This is a genomic window from Aeribacillus sp. FSL K6-2848, from assembly GCF_038004325.1.
Classification (GTDB): domain Bacteria; phylum Bacillota; class Bacilli; order Bacillales; family Aeribacillaceae; genus Aeribacillus; species Aeribacillus composti.
In genome coordinates this window covers 3,582,462-3,601,880 of sequence record NZ_JBBOQQ010000001.1, presented here as the reverse complement: position 1 = coordinate 3,601,880, position 19,419 = coordinate 3,582,462, and the positions used below count along the sequence as shown (strand labels likewise).

19 protein-coding genes are annotated in these 19,419 nt (G+C 38.9%); all 19 read left to right on the top strand.

The annotated features are described in order from the left end of the window. The first annotated feature begins 135 nt into the window (after positions 1–135). The 19 genes from NSS70_RS17430 to tnpC all read left to right on the top strand — a co-directional run bounded on the left by NSS70_RS17430 (position 136) and on the right by tnpC (position 19,380). Positions 136–432: a WXG100 family type VII secretion target gene (locus tag NSS70_RS17430; RefSeq protein WP_340882059.1), complete on the top strand. Its 297-nt coding sequence runs from the start codon at positions 136–138 to the stop codon at positions 430–432. A 241-nt stretch (positions 433–673) separates the two neighbouring features. Continuing rightward, on the top strand, positions 674–3,931 hold the full coding sequence (esaA, locus tag NSS70_RS17425; protein WP_327848423.1) for a type VII secretion protein EsaA: 3,258 nt from the start codon (positions 674–676) through the stop codon (positions 3,929–3,931). Further along, positions 3,909–4,421: a type VII secretion protein EssA gene (essA, locus tag NSS70_RS17420; protein WP_066249501.1), complete on the top strand. Its 513-nt coding sequence runs from the start codon at positions 3,909–3,911 to the stop codon at positions 4,419–4,421. Before esaA ends, essA begins: the two co-directional genes overlap by 23 nt. A 14-nt stretch (positions 4,422–4,435) precedes the next feature. Further along, entirely contained in the window at positions 4,436–4,687 is a 252-nt protein-coding gene (locus NSS70_RS17415; protein WP_066249503.1) for an EsaB/YukD family protein, read from the top strand. A gap of 57 nt (positions 4,688–4,744) precedes the next feature. Then, complete coding sequence (gene essB, locus NSS70_RS17410) at positions 4,745–6,067, top strand: type VII secretion protein EssB (protein ID WP_340882055.1); 1,323 nt, start codon at positions 4,745–4,747, stop codon at positions 6,065–6,067. Between the two features lie 160 nt (positions 6,068–6,227). Continuing rightward, positions 6,228–10,763, top strand: a complete 4,536-nt coding sequence (essC, locus tag NSS70_RS17405) for a type VII secretion protein EssC (protein ID WP_339197407.1) — start codon at positions 6,228–6,230, stop codon at positions 10,761–10,763. Next, a complete protein-coding gene (locus NSS70_RS17400) occupies positions 10,756–11,148 on the top strand; it encodes a chorismate synthase (RefSeq protein ID WP_339193342.1) in 393 nt (130 codons plus the stop codon). Before essC ends, NSS70_RS17400 begins: the two co-directional genes overlap by 8 nt. Continuing rightward, positions 11,135–11,434, top strand: a complete 300-nt coding sequence (locus tag NSS70_RS17395) for a WXG100 family type VII secretion target (RefSeq protein ID WP_066249517.1) — start codon at positions 11,135–11,137, stop codon at positions 11,432–11,434. Before NSS70_RS17400 ends, NSS70_RS17395 begins: the two co-directional genes overlap by 14 nt. Continuing rightward, positions 11,431–12,135, top strand: coding sequence for a DUF5081 family protein (locus NSS70_RS17390; protein WP_066249519.1), 705 nt, complete (start codon positions 11,431–11,433; stop codon positions 12,133–12,135). The genes NSS70_RS17395 and NSS70_RS17390 overlap by 4 nt, the downstream gene beginning before the upstream one ends. Further along, positions 12,128–12,457, top strand: coding sequence for a hypothetical protein (locus tag NSS70_RS17385; RefSeq protein ID WP_066249523.1), 330 nt, complete (start codon positions 12,128–12,130; stop codon positions 12,455–12,457). The genes NSS70_RS17390 and NSS70_RS17385 overlap by 8 nt, the downstream gene beginning before the upstream one ends. Before the next feature lie 4 nt (positions 12,458–12,461). Next, the gene (locus NSS70_RS17380; RefSeq protein WP_340882051.1) at positions 12,462–14,198 is read left to right on the top strand and encodes a TNT domain-containing protein; all 1,737 of its coding nucleotides are present in this window, start codon (positions 12,462–12,464) and stop codon (positions 14,196–14,198) included. Next, positions 14,195–14,836: a hypothetical protein gene (locus NSS70_RS17375; protein ID WP_066251020.1), complete on the top strand. Its 642-nt coding sequence runs from the start codon at positions 14,195–14,197 to the stop codon at positions 14,834–14,836. The genes NSS70_RS17380 and NSS70_RS17375 overlap by 4 nt, the downstream gene beginning before the upstream one ends. A 402-nt stretch (positions 14,837–15,238) precedes the next feature. Continuing rightward, entirely contained in the window at positions 15,239–15,595 is a 357-nt protein-coding gene (locus tag NSS70_RS17370) for a hypothetical protein (protein WP_094244501.1), read from the top strand. A gap of 176 nt (positions 15,596–15,771) precedes the next feature. Continuing rightward, positions 15,772–15,942 (top strand): hypothetical protein, encoded by a 171-nt coding sequence (locus NSS70_RS17365; protein WP_157727863.1) that lies wholly within the window; start codon positions 15,772–15,774, stop codon positions 15,940–15,942. A 3-nt stretch (positions 15,943–15,945) separates the two neighbouring features. Then, positions 15,946–16,185 (top strand): hypothetical protein, encoded by a 240-nt coding sequence (locus NSS70_RS17360; protein WP_066251013.1) that lies wholly within the window; start codon positions 15,946–15,948, stop codon positions 16,183–16,185. A gap of 678 nt (positions 16,186–16,863) precedes the next feature. Further along, positions 16,864–17,016, top strand: coding sequence for a hypothetical protein (locus NSS70_RS17355; protein WP_340882047.1), 153 nt, complete (start codon positions 16,864–16,866; stop codon positions 17,014–17,016). Positions 17,017–17,070: 54 nt separating this feature from the next. Further along, complete coding sequence (gene tnpA, locus NSS70_RS17350) at positions 17,071–17,391, top strand: IS66 family insertion sequence element accessory protein TnpA (protein WP_003352856.1); 321 nt, start codon at positions 17,071–17,073, stop codon at positions 17,389–17,391. After that, positions 17,385–17,741: an IS66 family insertion sequence element accessory protein TnpB gene (gene tnpB, locus NSS70_RS17345; protein ID WP_003352857.1), complete on the top strand. Its 357-nt coding sequence runs from the start codon at positions 17,385–17,387 to the stop codon at positions 17,739–17,741. The genes tnpA and tnpB overlap by 7 nt, the downstream gene beginning before the upstream one ends. 61 nt (positions 17,742–17,802) lie before the next feature. Beyond that, positions 17,803–19,380 carry an IS66 family transposase gene (gene tnpC, locus NSS70_RS17340; RefSeq protein ID WP_094245431.1) on the top strand — a complete coding sequence of 526 codons (1,578 nt, stop codon included), beginning with the start codon at positions 17,803–17,805 and terminating at the stop codon, positions 19,378–19,380. Positions 19,381–19,419: the final 39 nt, after the last annotated feature.

Here is a 19,419-nt window from a genome sequence, read left to right as displayed (position 1 = left end):
TTTGACATCTTTCATCGGGCGTTTGACTGTTTTTCCAACTATTGATAAATACATTTATAGGAAAATATTTATTAAGCATTCGATATTATTTAAAGAAACGAATGCCACAAAACTATTTTGAAGGAGATGGATATTTTGGCAGGACAAATTCGAATGACCCCAGAGGAGCTAAAAACGAAGGCTCAGCGTTATGGGCAAGCTGGTTTGCAAATTGAGCAAATTTTAAGAGATTTAACAAATTTACAAAATGAACTTCGTGCTGAGTGGGAAGGCCGTGCTTTCCAAGGATTTGATGATCAATTTAATCAACTAAAACCGAAGGTGCAAAACTTTGCCCAGCTTATGCATGATATTAATACGCAATTGAATAGAACAGCGGAAGCAGTAGCTCAACATGATGAGCAGCTATCACGCAATTTTGGGCTTCAATAATCAATCCGCGTTGACTTCATGTCTAATACCAGGCTTAGATGGTTGGACGACTTCCGTGTTGTCAAAAAAGCCACGCGACGATGTTGTGTGGCTTTTTTCTTAATACATAAATATTTTCGGAATGGATGTGCAAGGAAAAATGAGGCGTTGGCAAGAAGGCAGTGCCTTTGAGGATGTTTGTCATGTTTGGTTTTCATCCCAACATATCTGTATGTCATTCACATAAAAGGGGGTGAATGGAATGAAGAAATTTGTGCTCAATTCTTTCTTGTTTCTTGGACTGGTGCTCATGCTTTCCTCAGGAAGTTCCTACTTAGCATTAAACCAAGTATCGAAAAGTACAAATGATGATGAGCAAAAAATGACTGTTGCTTTAGTAAATGAAGATCAAGGCGGCACCTTTAATGGCAAAAAATACGCATTTGGCAATGAATTTGTGAAAAGTATTGAAAAAGATAATGAACATGATTGGTATATTGTCAGCCGTGGTGTTGCTGAAAGCGGCTTTAAAAACAATTTGTACAACATGATTATTATCATTCCAAATGATTTTACAGAAAAAGCACTATCAATGAATGATAAAAATCCGGAGAAAATCACTTTAAACTATAAGATTAATGCATCGGGCAACAGCAGCATGAAAGCCCGGGCGGAAAAAACGGCTAGTTCAATTTTAGAGGATTTTAATCGTCGAATTATTGATGTTTACTTCGCTAGTGTAATAGGAAACTTACAAAAGGCCCAAGACAATGTTGCTGAACTTGTCAGGAAGGAACGGAATCATACCAATATATATAATCATGATATTCATCAACCATTATCTGGTTTCACTAATCAGTTTGCGACAGTAAAGGATCAAACAAAGGTATCAACCGATGCTTTCAAAGGTCTGGAGGATATCTTGCAAAATTACCAGAGCTCCTTTGTTGAAGGGGCAAAAGCAACAAATGCTTATCAAACAAATTTTTTAGATTTCCAACAAATGAAGAATGCTCATGAAACTTTGGCAAAAGGTTTTGCAGATCAGCTAACAGCATTCGACAGCAGTCTAAACGCTGCAGACGTTCAGCAAAATATTAACCGACTGGTTGAAACCAATCAAGCAATTTATAATCAGTTCCATTTCAATTCCATGGAGGACCAAAATATTTTCTTGAAGTCTGAAGCGCTGAAGATGTCGTTAAAATCAACATTGGAAACAATAGACAGCTATGAGCAAGAATTAACGAAAAAGCTAGAAAATGAAACAGAGGAAAATATTGCGAAAAAACTGGCAAAACAAATGAAAGATGGTGTCGGAAACAGTTACGTTTCGTTAAATCAAATATTTGATACTCCCGATAAAATTGTCCAAAAAACGATTAAAAGCCAAATTGATAAACTTCAAACGTTAAAACGGGAAGAAATTGATGATTTAAACATCGATGAGTCGGTGAAGAGCGATATCAAAATGGTTATCAAGGTGACAAACCAATTTAATCGGGAATTTCAATATCAGCCACAACCATCCAACGGTACGGGGCTTCCTTTAGCAAATTTAATAAACAAAGTGAAAAAGGATTTAACGGAATCAGGCATCATTTTGTCGGACAATGCAGCTATTCTAGGCGGAAATATTGAGAGTCAAAATATAAATGCGGCAGTTCCTGAACTTTTTCGTATTCATGAAGTGACATTGACTCTTCCTAATGGGCAAACAAATGTTTTTAAAGTGGATGGAGATCAGAACAACGTTACATTTGATCTTCCTGTCACTGAAAAAGGAAATATTACAGTCAACATAAAAATAAGCTTGAAGGACGAAAATGCGAAAATTGATTTATTTCAGCCTGTTGCATGGGAATGGAAGATTATTCAAAAGCATAAAAATACAGAGGCGCCAGAGCCGTCTGATCCATCTGATCCATTGCCGCCAGAAGAGCAACAGCCTGATCCTGAAGCTCTAAATATGAATGAAAACAGTAATTCCGAATCGACACAGGACGATTCAAATGATGAGAATACAAATGAACCTCCTGTTGAAAGAGAAGATATTAACAATGTTATCTATCATAAAGTAATGTCTCAGCTGATAAGTGATCCGGCTAATACTTTCATGAAAAGCCTTAATGAAAGTATCAGAGATTATCAAAAAACAGCGATGTTATATGAATTATATTTTGGGAAAAGTATTTCCGATTTAGCCAATGGATTGGAACAACGTAGCTTGGGGGATATGGCTGCAGAGGATTCTCTTTATTACCTGTTCCATAAACAAGATATTGTAGAAGCCATATCCGACTATATGGCCGGGAAAATAACTGAGGATGTCAGAGCTGAAACGGAAGACCTTAAAAATAAGATAGCAGGTTATAAGCAGCTAGTTCAGAAAACTCAAAATCATTCTGACGAAATGGCTTTATTAGTCCAACAAGCGACGATACAAGCAGAAGAATTGAATCATCGCATTACCAATACATTACAGCGGTTGGAAGCATGGCGGGAAGCCAGTTTGAAGCTGCAAAACGCAAATAGTGAGATACAAGCCGGTCAAAATAAAGAACAAAGCGCTGTTCTGTCCTTAGACGATCAACTTCAAACATTGCTGGCTACAAGCCAATCCTTGGCAGATCAATCTGAAAATGTATTGATTTCAACAGACAGCGTCTATAAAACTTTTGATGCGATTGATAAACAGGCTGACAATATTGTAAACAGCGGCGACACATTAGTGAAAAAGGCTCAAAAGCTTTCAAATGATTTGACTAATAAGCTGCTGAAGGATCAAGAGTTTGCTGATAACTTTGGACAAGTGTTAGCCAACAGCCGTATAGGCGACCGTCCAAATGAAAACTTGTTGAATTTTCTATCAAATCCGGTGCAGACAAAAAACAGCGAAGTGAAAGTAGTTAAAGATACTTTTATCCCTTATTATTTGGTGTTAATCTGTTTTATTTTGGCTTTATTTTCTGCATACGTCATTGCAACGTCTGAAAGAAAAAGATTGATAAAGGATGATTTCTCAGAAAACAGAACATTGGTTTGGAAAAATACTCCGATCACATGGGTGACAGCAGGAATTGGCGTTATCGAAGGAATCATCATCGGTTTGCTGTCAGGTTCTTTTATCGATATTCCACAAGAAAAATATTTTCAATGGATTGGCCTGATCTCCCTGATTATGTTCACCATGGTGCTGGCAGGAGCTTATTTGCTAAGACAGCTTAAAATGATCGGGATGTTTTTACTTCTTGGCATGTTAAGCCTTTATGTATTGTTGACAGAAACTCTTGGGCTGAATTTCGACAAACAGTCTTTAGCATCTACATTGCAAGAATTGTCGCCACTGCAATATATTGAGAAGCTGCTATTAGGTTTTGTTGACGATACAAAGTACGATCCATTGATCATCACCATATTAGTGGGGACAGCATTTTTAAGTCTTGTCGGACATTTATTTGTGATAAATGGGTTTACACAAAGTAAGGAGGCAAGGGATGAAGCAGCTAATCCGAATTAGTATTTTAGTTGCTGCAGCTATAGGCGTCCAGCCTTTGCTTTCTGCACATTCGTTGGCAGATGAACATTTGGATCACAGTGGGAAGCTTGATTTACAAGTAGACCGTATCAGCGATGACATAAAATCACAAGAATCCCAAAGTGAGAGTGAAACTGAACTGGAAAAAATCGCGCCCGGTTTGTTTAAAAAACAAACTCGGGCTGCGGTCCAGAAAAAACAAAAAGAGCTGGATCATGCAGTGAATCATCTAAAAGAAGAAATTTTTGCCGATTCGGTGGCGAGCGATGCAAAAACAAGCTTTTACGATGCGAAAAAGACATTATTTTCACAACATTTTTTTACGCAGCATTCTTCTCCCGCTAGCCAAAGCACTGCGGATCATGCAGAGAAAAAGGAAAGGGTAAATCAGATAGCCATTGGATTTCTGAGCGGATTTGCTGTTATGTTGGTCGGCGGAATTTTGGCTCTTATAAGAAAAATAATGGAGTAAAGGGGAGATCAGGAATGCCCGTTGAAACGCATATCAATGTGACCGTTGATTTTAGTAAATGGGGGAAAGGTCGATATGATGTGAGGATACCGGCACATCAGCCGATAAAACAGCTGCTGTCGAACTTGAATGAATCTTTAAGGCTCGAACTCCCTAATTATTCCCTTTTTGCGGTAAAAATCCCGACTAAAGAACTTTTACTGGCGGATGACGACCAGATTAGCGAGTTCCCAGTGGCGAATGGAGATATTTTACTTGTTTTATAGAACAAGAACCATGCTTTTTATCATAGCCTGTGTAACGTTGAAAAGGAGTCAGAAATCATGAAGGAAAAAACAATTAAAATGGATTCCGTGTCTTATCATTTTTTTATTGAAAACAATCAATGGAAATTAGAACTGGCAAAATCGCAGACCCGCGTGAAAGATATTCGTGAATTGGCTCTGATGAAGGAGAATACAGACCAGTTTGTTCCGGTAGAAGTGGAGGACGGGGAAGAGGTTCTCACTTTCCAATTTCAAGTTGATTCCAATATGAACCATTGGGAAACCATTCAAAGCTTGGGGCGAAGTGACAAGTTGCGATTGCTGTGCAATCTGGCCCGTTTCAGAAAAATTTTAGATACGCGAATTACGTTCTTCCTGCATCCACATAATCTCATATTTGACGATAATCTTATACCTTTTTTGGTTTACAGAGGCATTCGACAGGTGCTACCCCCCTATGAGATCAACGACGAAACCTTCCTGCTGCAATATAAATGCTTGAGTATCGCCCTATTTTCAAAAAAATATAATTTCGATGAACTATATGCAGGTTCATGGAAAAATGCAAAAGATACCGAGTTTGAACGTCAAATCAGTGAAATTGATCATTTTGATGACTTTGTTGAATTTTTACACAATCAGTATAGCAAGGAAAAGCGCGAAACAGAGAAAAATATGCAAATCGTTCCAAAAAAAAGATTTCAGCTATTTAAACGTTTATCCATTGCCATGATCGCAGCTGCAGTCATTTTGGCTGTTCCTGTTGTATACTTCGGCTTTTTCAAGCTGCCGTTTCAGCAGCACCTTTTGGAAGCGCATAGGGCTTTTTTATCCAAGGATTATTCAGAAGTCATTTCAGATCTCGAAAGTGTCAATCCTGAAAAATTGCCAGATTCGGGAAAATATATATTGGCCTATTCATATGTTAAATCCGAAAATCTGGGCGATGAAGAAAAAGACACCATTATGAATAATATTAGCTTAAAAAGCGATCCTAACTACTTATTGTATTGGATTTACAATGGCCGCGGAGATTTGGATAAATCACTTGATTTAGCGATGTATCTCGATGATCCGGTGTTAATCATGTACAGCTATATTAAAAAAATTGAGAAGGCAAAAAATGATCCAAACTTAAGTGGAACCGAACGGCAAAACCAGGTGCAGCAATATGAAGAGAAGTTAAAATCGTATGGAGAAAAATATGGTCTGGAATCTTTGTTTGTGACGGATCCGGAGAAAGCCAATCCAACTGAAGAAACGGGTGGATCCGCGCCGGCAGCTGCAGAACAACAAGTAACCGATCAAGCAAAGGGGACACAGACAGATCGAACGGAGAAAAAGGTTCCTGAACAAAACCAAACAGAAGAAACGAAATGAGGGGATCTTGCCTGCATTTATGAGCGGCTATCATTTTAATAGTTCAGCTGATTTTTAGTTTTAAAGAATTAAACGTTACGATTCATGTACCCCAATCATTTCGCTTACTGGAAAAAAAGGCATGCGTCTTTCTTAATTGCATGTAGAGAGGGAGAAAGAGATGGCACAACGATTATTACTGGTGAGTTATGATAAACAATTGCATAAATGCCATTTACATGACCATGAACCGAAAAGAGTATCAATCGGCGGCCAATGGTCTGACACTATTACCTTTCGCGGTTTATCCGACACCATTTGGGTGGATTGGGATGGTGAAACATGCAAGGTTGAAAATAAATCATTGATAAATGGTGCCATTTCATTACAGATAAACAATATTCCGCTGGAAATATACCTTACGGAGCATAATGATTGGCACTACTATGACATTTCCAATAAATTGAACATTACCTTTGGCAAAAATACGTATGATGATGTGCAGATTCCCAATACTGCTATTGATTTCGTATTGTTCCGTGATCAATTGGGAGACTCTTTTCAAATGGCTGTCTATCAGGGCACTGTCTATCATAACTATACATTTGTGGATGGAGAAGAAGTGAAGATTGAAGCGGGGGATGAGCTTTTTTTTGCCGGTGTAATGGTCAGAGTGACCAGAGATCGTTTGGAGATATTGGCCTCCGAACCCTATATATCTAAATTGGTGCCATTATATAGCGCACAAAGCAAGTATAACGCGGATTATCCTGATTATCACCGTTCACCGCGCATTATTTACCGTGTTCCGGAAGATAAACGGAAAATTGCTAAACCATCCAGCAAGCCAAGCAAACCGAGTGAACAACTTGCCCGTGTCATTGTTCCGCCGCTAGTCATGATTGCAGCCTTCGTACTCGTTTCCTTTTTTCAGCGAAGCGGCATTTATTTAATTGTGATGCTGTCTATGACGATTGTCACAGTTATTTTTTCCATCACCTCTTATGTGAAAAGCTTGCGGCAATATCGATTGGATATGAAAGAACGGGAGGAGAGCTACCGGGATTATTTGAAGCAAAAAACACATGAATTGTATCAAGCAAGTGAAGAACAGCGCCATGCCTTAAACTATCACTACCCAAGTGTGGAGCAAATCCGTGATATGGCCTTAAGGGTGGACTCGCGGATTTACGAAAAGACGAGGTTTCACCATGACTTTTTAATGTATCGCGTTGGAACAGGGACAGTGGATGCCAGCTTTGACATCGAATTCAGCATGGAAGAATTTACACAGGATAAAGATGAACTGGTCGAGGAGGCGCGCAGCCTTCGATCACAATTTTTAAAATTGCATGATGTTCCGATTGTAACGTCCTTGTTAAATGGGCCAGTGGGATATATTGGTCAGCGCCGTCTTGTGTTGGAACAGCTGCAAATGCTCGTCATGCAAACAGCCTTATTTCACAGTTATCACGATGTTCAATTTGTGACGATATTCCCGGAGGAAGAAAAGCAACAATGGGCTTGGATGCGCTGGCTGCCGCATGCCAGTTTGCGTGATTTAAATATTAGAGGTTTTATATACCACGAGCGATCTCGCGACCAGGTTCTCAATTCGCTCTATCAAATTTTAAAAGAAAGAAAATTAACAATTGATGAGAAAGCGAACAAAAATGAGAATATCTATTTTTCACCGCATTTTGTCATTTTTATTACAGATGAAAAGCTGATTTTAGACCATACGATCATGGAGTTTTTTAATGAAGATCCAATCGAACTTGGTGTTTCGCTCGTGTTTGTGGAAGATGTCATGCAGTCATTGCCTGAGCATGTAAAAACGGTGATTGATATACGCGATGCCCACTATGGCAACATCATTATCGAAAACGGCGAATTGGTAAACAAACGGTTTGTTCCAGATCACTTCCCGGACGGTTTTAACAAAGAAGACATTTCCCGTGCTTTGGCTCCTTTAAACCACCTGCAAAACTTGAAAAATTCCATTCCGGAAAGCGTGACTTTCCTTGAAATGTACGGCGTGGAAAAGGTTGAGGAGCTCGGGATTGAAGAACGCTGGGCACGAAACGAAGCATATAAAAGCCTGGCAGTACCGATCGGACTGCGGGGAAAAGAGGATATTGTCCAGTTGAACCTCCATGAAAAAGCGCACGGACCGCACGGGCTGATCGCCGGGACGACGGGTTCGGGGAAATCTGAAATCATTCAATCTTATATTCTCTCGCTTGCCGTTAATTTCCATCCGCATGAAGTTGCATTTTTGCTGATCGACTATAAAGGCGGCGGGATGGCGAATCTGTTCCGGAAGCTGCCGCACCTGCTCGGCACCATCACAAACCTTGACGGTGTCCAGTCGATGCGCGCGCTTGCCTCGATCAAAGCCGAACTAAAGAAGCGCCAGCGCTTGTTTGGAGAGCATAACGTCAACCATATCAACCAATACCAGAAGTTATATAAAACGGGCGAAGCGAAAGAGCCGATGCCGCATTTATTCCTGATCTCAGACGAATTTGCCGAACTGAAAGCGGAGCAGCCGGATTTCATGAAAGAACTTGTCTCGACCGCCCGCATCGGTCGTTCGCTCGGCATCCATCTGATATTGGCAACGCAAAAACCGAGCGGGGTTGTCGACGATCAAATTTGGTCCAACTCGAAATTTAAACTGGCACTCAAAGTCCAAAACACAAGCGACTCGATGGAAATTTTAAAAACACCGGACGCCGCTGAAATCACCTTGCCGGGACGCGCCTACCTGCAAGTCGGCAACAATGAAATTTACGAACTATTTCAAAGCGCATGGAGCGGCGCAAATTATGTTCCGGATCAGGAGGACCAAGACCTTTTGGACACGACGATTTACGCGATAAACGAGCTTGGCCAATATGAGCCGATTTCTCAGGATTTAAGCGGCCTTTCCAACCGCAAAGAAATAGTAAAAGTCCCGACTGAACTCGAAGCTGTCGTCGACTGGATCAACGCCTACGCTGAAAAAATCGGTGTGGAAGAATTGCCAAGACCGTGGCTGCCGCCGTTAGAAGAGAAGATCTATTTAACGGAGCTGCATCAAGTAGAATATACAGAAGCTTGGTATCAAGAGAAGCAAGGGCTTGAAGCGACCATCGGCTTTTTAGATTTGCCGGAAATGCAAGAGCAAAAGCCATTAACCTTGAATTTGGAGAAGGATGGACATTTAGCTGTTTATTCCAGCCCAGGCTATGGGAAATCAACCTTTTTGCAGACTTTGGCAGTGGATATTGCCAGACAGTATAACCCCGAAAGAGTTCATATGTATTTAATCGATTTAGGAACTAACGGTTTGTTGCCATTGAAAGATTTGCCCCATGTCGCCGACACCATTATGGCAGATGACGAAGTGAAAATGGCTAAGCTTATTCGCCGCTTACGAAACGAGATGAAGGAGCGCAAGCAGAAATTAAGTAAATACGGAGTTGCCAACATTCGCATGTACGAAAAGGCAATCGGCGAAAACGTTCCGGCGATTCTACTCATAATCGATACGTATGATTCCGTTTTAGACTCTTCTTATAAGGATGATTTTGAGAATATGGTCGCGCAAGTTGCAAGGGAAGGCGTCAGCGTCGGTATACATCTTGCCATCAGCGCAGGAAGGCAAAGCGCGTTAAGAGCGCCTCTCCTCGCCAATATTAAACATCAGATTGCCTTGTTTATGATAGATGCTACAGAAGTTCGCAATATTGTAGGGAGAACGGATTTATCGATTGAGGAAATACCAGGCCGCGGCCTAATCAAATTGGATCAGCCAACTGCTTTTCAAACAGCTTTGCCTGTAAAAGGCGAAGATACGCTGCAAATCATTGAGGGAATCCAAACGGAGAGCAAAGGTATGCGTGAAGCGTGGAAAGGCAAAACGCCGGCTCCAATTCCAATGGTTCCAGAAGTGGTTGAATTTTCTGTATTCATTAAACATCCGAAGGCAAAAGATATGTTGGCGTCAGGAGGCATTCCATTTGCGGTGGATTTTGAAGAAGTAGAGCCTGTAGCACTACAGGTTGTTGAAGACCAAAATACATTAATTTTAGGAGAAATGGCTGATGCAGTGGAACAAACGTATTTAACTCTTCTATCCAGCATTTCGCTCAATGAGCACATTGATGTCGGTTTGTTGGATAATGCTGCAGCAGCATTCCAATTGTATCAAAACCATGTCAATTTGTATGCGGATAATGGAGCTTCAATGGATTTGTTTGTAGCCAAAATTCAAGAACTATACGAGGCAAGGGAAGACGCATTTCGCCAAATCCAGTTGGAAACAAACGGGCGAGCGACCATACGCGATTTTAAGAACCAAATCCGTCCGCTCGTTGTTTTAATCACCGATGCCTCCTTTGTCGTTGAAACGATGTCGGCGCTGTCGCAGTCAACGCTTGCAAAGCTGATGGAAACGGGAGCAAGACTTGGAATCTATTTCATTATTGGCGGAATCCCGGGAAGAATTGAAAGAATGTATGATGACATTTCCACTATGATCAAAAAACAAAAAACGGGTGTGTTGATTGGCAGGGTTGCCGACCAAAATATTTTGGAAGTGATGAATCGGCCGTATAAGGAAAAGAACCTGCCGCCTTACGAAGCTTATTATATCCGATATGGAAAAGCGGTAAAAATTAAAATCGCCGCGCCATATCGTACAAAGGAGGAAGTGAGCGAACATGTTTGATTGGTTCAAAACGGCGACGGAGAAAAAAAGAGATGATTACCATAAGCTTTACGAAAAACTTCATGATGCACTTTCGGATTATGATCAAAATGTTTTGGAAGCAGAAGGAATCTACGAAAGCTATGTAGGAAAAGCAGCTCATTTATCCATCTCAGACATTCCATCAAACGACTTCGAACCTAAGCGGCAAGAACTCAATCAGAAGCTGAATAAATATTTCCAACTGGAAAAGCAGAAAAGAAGCTCTCTTGTGTCCGCCAAAAATAAGGCATACGAAAGATACATTTACTATAAAAACTTAGCCATTAAAGAAGCGAGGGAGAGAGCGGAAAGAGAGGAAAGAGAACGGAAAGAAAGGATGGAGCGGTTATATGGGAAGCGTTAAAATCAACGGTGCCAAAGTAAATGAAGCGAAAGAAACGGCAAAAGCGCTTGAAGAGTCGATTAGAAACACGAAGAACACATGCAGCCAATTAATTTCCTATATTCACTCGGCGGGGTGGAGTGGAAAATCACGAGACGCATTTCTTACCTATCTCGAGATTATACACAAATATCATCAAGAGATGGAAAAGGCTGCAGCGAAACAGACAAAAGCCCTGAATAATTTGGAAAGTTATTTCCATGACTTTTTGAACGATCCATCAGTTAAAGAAGTGAGAAACTTATGAACGTTGCTCGCGATGCTTTTAACGTACCGGAATTATATTTGTTGGCTGCGGCTTTTGGATGCAATACGATATTCGGCCTCCCGGATAAACAAATTTACCAATTAAAGGGAGAAGAAGTTTTTAAAGAAGCTCACGAACGCTTAAAAGAAAAACAAATATTAGATTCTGCCGGCAAAATCACAGAGGCGGGGGCCTTGGTCATTCAAGCACTGGAACATTATGCTCAAAGTGAAAAATATGTGCGAATTAATAATTTAATGTTTGCTTTCTTCGAGAAAACAAATGACAAGCTGATCGTTTTGGTGGAACTAGAAAATAACTTATACCAATTAAGGATCATGGCCAAAGCTTTTGTTCTCAAATTGCTAAGCGAACAGTTTCCGTTAATGTCAAGAGAACCGGCGCCGCTTGAAAAAACTTTTTTAAAGCGTGAACTAACCCATGAAGAAAGGCGAGAAGTAGAAAGTTTTGAACCGGAAAAAATGTTTATGAATCTTGAATTCTTTCATATGACTGAACGGCCGATGGAGCCTGACAATCCGAAATTCTATCAGCAGTGGATGATTTTTACGAAAGATCAAAATCTGATTATGGTGGATATCCCACAAAAGAAATACTACCATGCAAGCCAATATTGGTTTCTGAAACTGCTCTTTGACGAATTGGAATTTCCTTATAAGGAGGCAAAAGCGCATGGCTAACGCGAATATGGGCGGAGGAGGATCCGGCACCATTGATGTCAATCCGGATGAAATCACGACTGTTTTTAATTATTTGAACAGAATTCTTTCGGAATTAGAGGAAACGGCAATTCCCAATATAAAAAAACTAAGCAGCCTTGATTACTATACGGCGGGCAAAGCGATGAAAGCGATGGCTGTATACGATGAAGCGAATGAAAAGATCATGGATTTGTACGATCATTACAGTCGTGCAGCAACGTTAGTAATGGACATTTTATTAACCATGATGGAAGTGGACCAACAAATTGCGGAACAGATTATAGCAAAATTGGAGGTATAATCGGATGGATGTCAAATATATACCTTCCGAATGGGAAAGGACCAAGAAAGGCATTGGCGATCTGATCGGCCTCGGTGCATGGGGAAAAGGCATGATCGACAACTTAAAAGATATCAGTGATCTTTTGGAAGACGCCCAATCAGACATCGTCAAATATGATAGCGACGGTGTCATCTCTTTCACCCACACGGACCGCAAAAGCCAATATCAACAATTATATGAAGATTATCTCGTCCTGCACCGCTTTAGCGGCCGTGTCGGAGATATTGTCGACCGTACGATCGATGAGCCGTTTTATCAAGATATCGATGCTTTTGTCGAAGCGATGCGCAACTTATCGATATCAGAGATCAAGACGAAAAACCACATCGGTGTTAAAGAAATAATCGTCGTTCCAGGAACTTATGGCACACAAGAGACGATCGAAGTGCCAAAAGCCGAGGTCGGACTAGAAGATCTGTTCAGCGGCAGCAACTACTATGCCAGGCTGATGGAACGGGAATACGCCTCATGGAAAGAACTGAATCCCCACCAGGACTTTTCGGAAAAAGAATACATAAAGAATGCATTGAATTCCTACGCCTTTCAGTATGAATCGATCAAAGACGGGCAAATGAACAAAGAATTCTGGGGGCAAATAGCGGCGCTCGTCGTGATTGTCGGCGTCTCATTTATTTGTCCGCCAGCAGGGATGGCATTGGGCATGGCCTATGGTACACTGGAATTAAGCTCGGCCGTTTCCGGAAAAGACTGGATTTCAGGGAGGGAACTAGAAACAGGCGAAAGAGTATTCCGTGGTGTCCTCGCTCCATTGGATATCGTCCCTGGCGTCAGCGCGCTTTCTAGATTCAGCAGCGCCGCCCGCTTTTCACCTCTAAGAGAAGCAAGTGATCTTCAATTATTAACGGGGTTAAAAACGGGCTTCCAGCAAAAATCACTACGTGCCTGCGACATGGTTGTCCATGCTGAAAAAGACATCGTTGCCCGCATTCGAAATGCGAAAGCATGGGCGAAGGAAATGCCTCAGCATTTGAAAACCGGCGCAGCAAACGGTGCGTTGCAAGTCGGCCGATTCGTAGACAACGCCATAACAAATCTGAAAAATGCGATCCCTGACCGGCAAATGGGATTCGCCATGGAAGGGGTTGGGGATGTTAAGGTTCCGGCGGAAAATATGCATGCGGTGGAAAACAAAATCCGGGCATACTTGAGCAAGGTCGATGGGGTGAATTTGGAGGACATAAAAGAAATTAAAGATAATTCAAAAGGTTTAAGTCCAGGTGATAAAGCGAAAATTGAAAAATGGATGTATCCACCCAGTGAGGAAAAGTACCTTAAATATAAAGATGTATATGATAATCCAAAATATTATAATCAAGAAACTGGAGAAGTAATATGGCCTCCAAATGATGGATTCGCAGAAGAACCGGTTGACACAATCCTGAAAGAAGGAATGTTAATAGATAGATATGGAGAACCAACTGGAGGCTTCTTTTCTCCAAAGGGTGTTCCGTATGAAGAGAGAGCGCTCGCATTGCATAGTGACGAAGCAAACTATTACGTTTATAGAGTATTGGAAGACTTTAGTGTTAAATCTGGTAAAGCTGCGCCTTGGTTTGGCAGACCAGGCGGGGGAACACAATTTGTAAAATACCATGAAAATGGGAAACCTTATACAATTAATGAATTAATTGAAGAAGATTTAATTGAACTTGTTTCTGTAAGGAAGTGGAGTCCATGATGAATGTGCTTGAACTCTTAAAGAAGGATCCTAATCTTTTTATCGTTGAAAATGATAACCAATCGTTAAAAGAAGTTTCTGTCTATCAAAAAAATTATGATAAAGACAATGTGTATTTCGATATGTCTATAAGATGTAAAACTGATATTGTCAACAAAAAAATGAGATTATATGAAGTCCAAAGAAATAAAGAATTTTTGATTGGACAATATGCCGATTCGGAATTTGGCCAATTGGCATTTTATATAGTTGTGTATAGTTACTTTAATCAAGATAAACCAAGTAATAGCGTAAGAAAAATGCTGCGAAATATAGGAGAAGATGTTAATAAAGCAAATAAAATCCTTGAAGATCATATAGGGAAAAATTATTTTTCTTTGTATAGAAAAGAAATTGGAAAAATAAATATTGATAAAATAAATGACGATCGTTGTGATGTTTTTTACTTGTCTCTTGAGAATAATATAATCCCAATTGTCCGAAACAAAAGATTGACAAGTGCATTTGTGATAATTTATAATTATGGCTTTTATTTAAAGCAATTTGACTCCTTAATGAAAAAGATCATTTCACATTACAATTTAAAATTAAAGAAAGAAGAAACAGAAGAATTAAAGAGATTGTATTTAAAAAAATAATTACAGCGGTGATAGTTACGAAACTGATTTAATTTATCATAAACACTAAAATATGAAGTCTTAATTCATAGAACCTCAGCTTTTTCTTTATTATCGCGGTATCTCGACATGGGCCGGTCCCAATCGGTCTAAGGGTTGATGACGGAATGAGCAACGAAAGACTTTGAAAAATAGCACTTCTTTGTAAAAAATGTTGGGGGGAATAAAGTTAACAACGATGGCTTCGAATATAACATTAAGGGTACGGGAAAAGGCGAAAGTACTATAGATCCTAAATTAGAAAAATATGTTTGTGAATCATTTGAAGGTATAGGGAAAGAGGCACAAGATAATTTCAATAAATATCTCAGAGATAATGTTTGGTGTAATGAAACGTTATCTAATGCTGAAAAGATTGAAATTATGAAAGCTAACTTCAATAAGTTAACACCGGAACAAAAAATAAATTTTAATGTTTTAAATGATGTTAGAGTGATAAAAAATGCTGATTATTCTAATTGGGGAGAATGGCCAGATATTGACTGGCCAAGTTTTCCAGATTTGAATAAAGATACTGCAATTGGTGTATTTAATAAAGAAACTGGAGAAATATTAATTCCAAGTGAACTAGATAGAATTGGAAGTCCTTTTGGCAACAATTTAGGTGTGGTAGAAAATGGTTATCATAGTACACAAAGTGAACGTTCTATTTGTTATATTGAAATGAGTATGCGAGGAACACCTATTATTTTGATAAAACGTACTATAAAGATGCAATAGATGCTATTAAAAATTTTAGTATTGACCATCCAGAATATTCTGTTAACAAAATAAATTCTATTATTGATAAATTAAATATAAAGAATGGAACAAATAATCCTCATATTACTGAAAATGTTATTGCCAATTGGTATTCTCAATATAAAGCTTTTCAATCAAATCCTAAATTGGTAGCTTTGTGTAAAGAAAAAGAAATAGACTCAACATATGGTGTTATGGGGGAAGCAGCTCCATGGGAAAAAAACGGTGAAATAATAACTACGGGTGGTGCGAAACAAATTAACACTCCAATAAATGTGAAAGCTTTAGAGGATATCGGTATATTACAAAATAAAGGAGGTTGGTAAAAAATGACACGAACTGAATATGAAAATAAAATAAAAGAGTTAGGCATAGATTTGGAAGAATTGAATATTGTTATTGGTAGAAAAACCAATGTACCATTTTCAACAGGTTGCTACTTAGAAGGTGATAATTGGATCTTATATAATGTGGATGAAAGACAAAATTTTTCAATTATCGAAAGGGGAAATGAGAATCAAATTTTCAAATTTTTATATATGATAACGATGGGAAAAATAGGTAGATAGAAAATAAACATTTTAATTTGACCGCACTACTTATCCAAAGCTTCTAAGCTATTCCATGTCGTTGAAATAAAATTAATAATTAATGGAAATTAAATTTGACCGTAATAAATGGTTCAGAGAAGAGGGGCTTTTGAATCCTTTTTATGTTATCCATGATAATAAAGAGCCAATATTGTAACAGGTTCGGAAGTAATATTTAATAATGAAAGTGATGCCCTTGATAACTTTATAAAAAGGCTTAGAACAGAAAAGCTGTTATTTTAGGATATATAATATTAGCTAAGAACAATAAGGTATTTAAGTAATAGAAACATAAAATATTTTCTGTCAATAAATGTGGTAGAGCATAAAATTTTTTAATAGAGGGATCGACAGAATTTTTGAAGGGCTGTCCAGAAAGTCAAATCGCCATTGAAAACAAAAAATCATAAACACCGATATATCAACTTTTCTAAAACATTAATGGGGGTGTCAATAAGCCGTAAAAACGACTTATTAGACACCCCTTTTTTCCATAAATAGACAATCCTATCAAATTACCGAGGTGAATAAACATGATCAGAAAAGGCCGTTTCGCCACTTATAAGGGAAAAGAATATGAAATGACTCGTAATATGGATGGAAATCTAATAATAATAAGTAGGATCCAGAATCGTTAAAGTTGGGATTTGTGGATAAATGAGAGTTCCTGAATGGAAATTTAAAGGTTACTTTGCTCCAAAAGATGGGGCTGAATTGTATGAAGTAATCAATGGAGAAGAATTTTTACGCGCTATATATGACGAAGACGTTGGTAGATTTGTAAGCGTCAAATCTTGCACACCTTCTTGATGTGCTAATTTCATGAGATAATCTCCTCAAGATGAAATTGAAGGAGGTTTTTTTATGCCTAAGAATCCTGAATTACGAAAGGTTTGGGAACAACGAATCGCTGACTATCGTAAAAGCGGTCAAACTCAAGTAAACTGGTGCAAGGAAAATCAATGGAGTATTCACCAGTTTAAATACTGGTTAAGAAAAATTGAAAATCCAATAAAAAATCAAGGAAAGTCTACAAAATGGGCATCCGTTACCCTAGAAGATCATTCACAAACAGTTGAAAATTCATTACGGATTGAAATTAGTGGGATTTCAATTGAAGTAAAACCTGGTTTCGATCCGGCCTTTCTTTCAGAAGTGGTTAGGACGTTGAAATCAACATGTTAGTTGGTACAAGAGCTGAACGAGTTTACTTGGCAAAAGGAAGTACTGATTTGAGAAAATCCATTGATGGATTAGCTGCTTTGGTGAAAGAGGGATTTGATTTAGATCCCTTTTCATCAAGCTATTTTGTGTTCTGTAATCGAAAGCGAGATAAATTAAAAATTCTTCACTGGGACTATAATGGTTTTTGGCTTTATTATCGTCGATTGGAAAAAGGAAAATTTCAATGGCCAAATGAAAATGACACTGGAACGATACAAATTAGTTATCGGCAATTACGCTGGTTATTGGATGGTCTTGCAATGGAGCAAAAGAAAGCACACCCAGAAGTAAAGGCTAGAACAGTTATATGAATTTTTTACTTTTAACAAAAACCTTGGAGGAAAATAGCTAAAACCGTCGAATTATTACTACATGATGAAAAATTTAAAGAATCCTAACCAAAACCCATTTGAATTAATTGAAAAACTTCAACAGCAAATCGTTGAATTGACGGCGAAATTACAATGGTATGAAGAACAGTATCGTCTTAGTCAAAAACGAAAATTTGGCTCTTCAAGCGAAAAAACAAATCCTAATCAATTAGAACTACCTTTATTCAATGAAGCAGAGGTAGAGTCTAATGTAAAAGCCGAAGAGCCAACTGTTGAAACAATTACATATCGTCGTAAAAAGAAACGTGGTCAACGTCAAGCTACGTTTGAAAACCTGCCTATGGAAACGATTGAATATCGTTTACCCGAAGAAGAGCAGGTCTGTTCGTGTTGCGGTGAAAAAACACACGAAATGAGCACAGAAGTACGACAAGAATTAGTGATTATTCCGGCTCAAGTCAAAGTTTTAAAACACGTTCGATATGTCTATGGATGCCGTCATTGTGAGCGTAATGAAATAGAGACACCAATCGTTACAGCACCTGCCCCAAAATCTGTGTATCCAAAAAGTTTAGCTTCACCGTCAAGCATGGCATATATTATGAATCAAAAATATGTAGAGGGGCTACCTCTATATCGCCAAGAACAACAGTTCAAACGATTAGGTGTGATCTTATCCAGGCAAACCATGGCCAATTGGATGCTTTATGGTGCCGAAAAATGGCTTGCGCCAATTTATCAACGAATGAAAGAGCATCTCCTCTCTAAAGACATTCTACATGCGGATGAAACAACTGTTCAGGTTTTACATGAACCTGGAAGGTCAAGCACATCGAAATCTTACATGTGGCTTTATCGGACTGGAAGAGAGGATCCACCACTTGTCCTTTATGACTATCAGGAAACTAGAGCAGGAGAACATGCCAAAGAATTCCTAAAAGGGTTTAAAGGATACCTGCATGTCGATGGATATGCAGGATACCATAAGGTATCCGGCGTAACATTAGTTGGATGTTGGGCTCATGCCCGCAGAAAGTTCGATGAGGCTTTAAACGTACTTCCTGAATCCAAACGTCATTCAGCAGTCACAGCTCGGGAAGGACTCAATTTCTGTAATCAGCTATTTGCCATCGAGCGTGATTTGAAAGAATGTACACCAGAAGAACGATATAAAAAACGACTTAAACACAGCCAACCATTGTTGGAGGCTTTTTCAGCATGGCTAAAAACAGAGAAAAGCAATGTTTTACCAAAGAGTCTATTAGGTCAAGCCATTACATACTGCCTCAACCAATGGGAAAAACTCGTGGCATTTTTAGAGGATGGACGATTAGAAATCGATAATAATCGAAGTGAACGATCCATTAAACCATTTGTGATCGGAAGGAAGAACTGGATTTTTAGCAATACTCCGAAAGGAGCTAAGGCCAGCTCAATCATTTACAGTATTGTGGAGACAGCAAAAGAGAATAAATTAAATCCATTTTATTATCTTCGCTACTTATTTGAAAGGCTTCCCAATATGGATATAAGCAATATGGATGAGCTTGATCAACTACTTCCTTGGTCCAAAACAATTCCTTTGAATTGTCGGGTTTTTAATAACTTATCACAATAATAGTATTTAATCCCTATCATTAAAAGGTGGGGATTATTT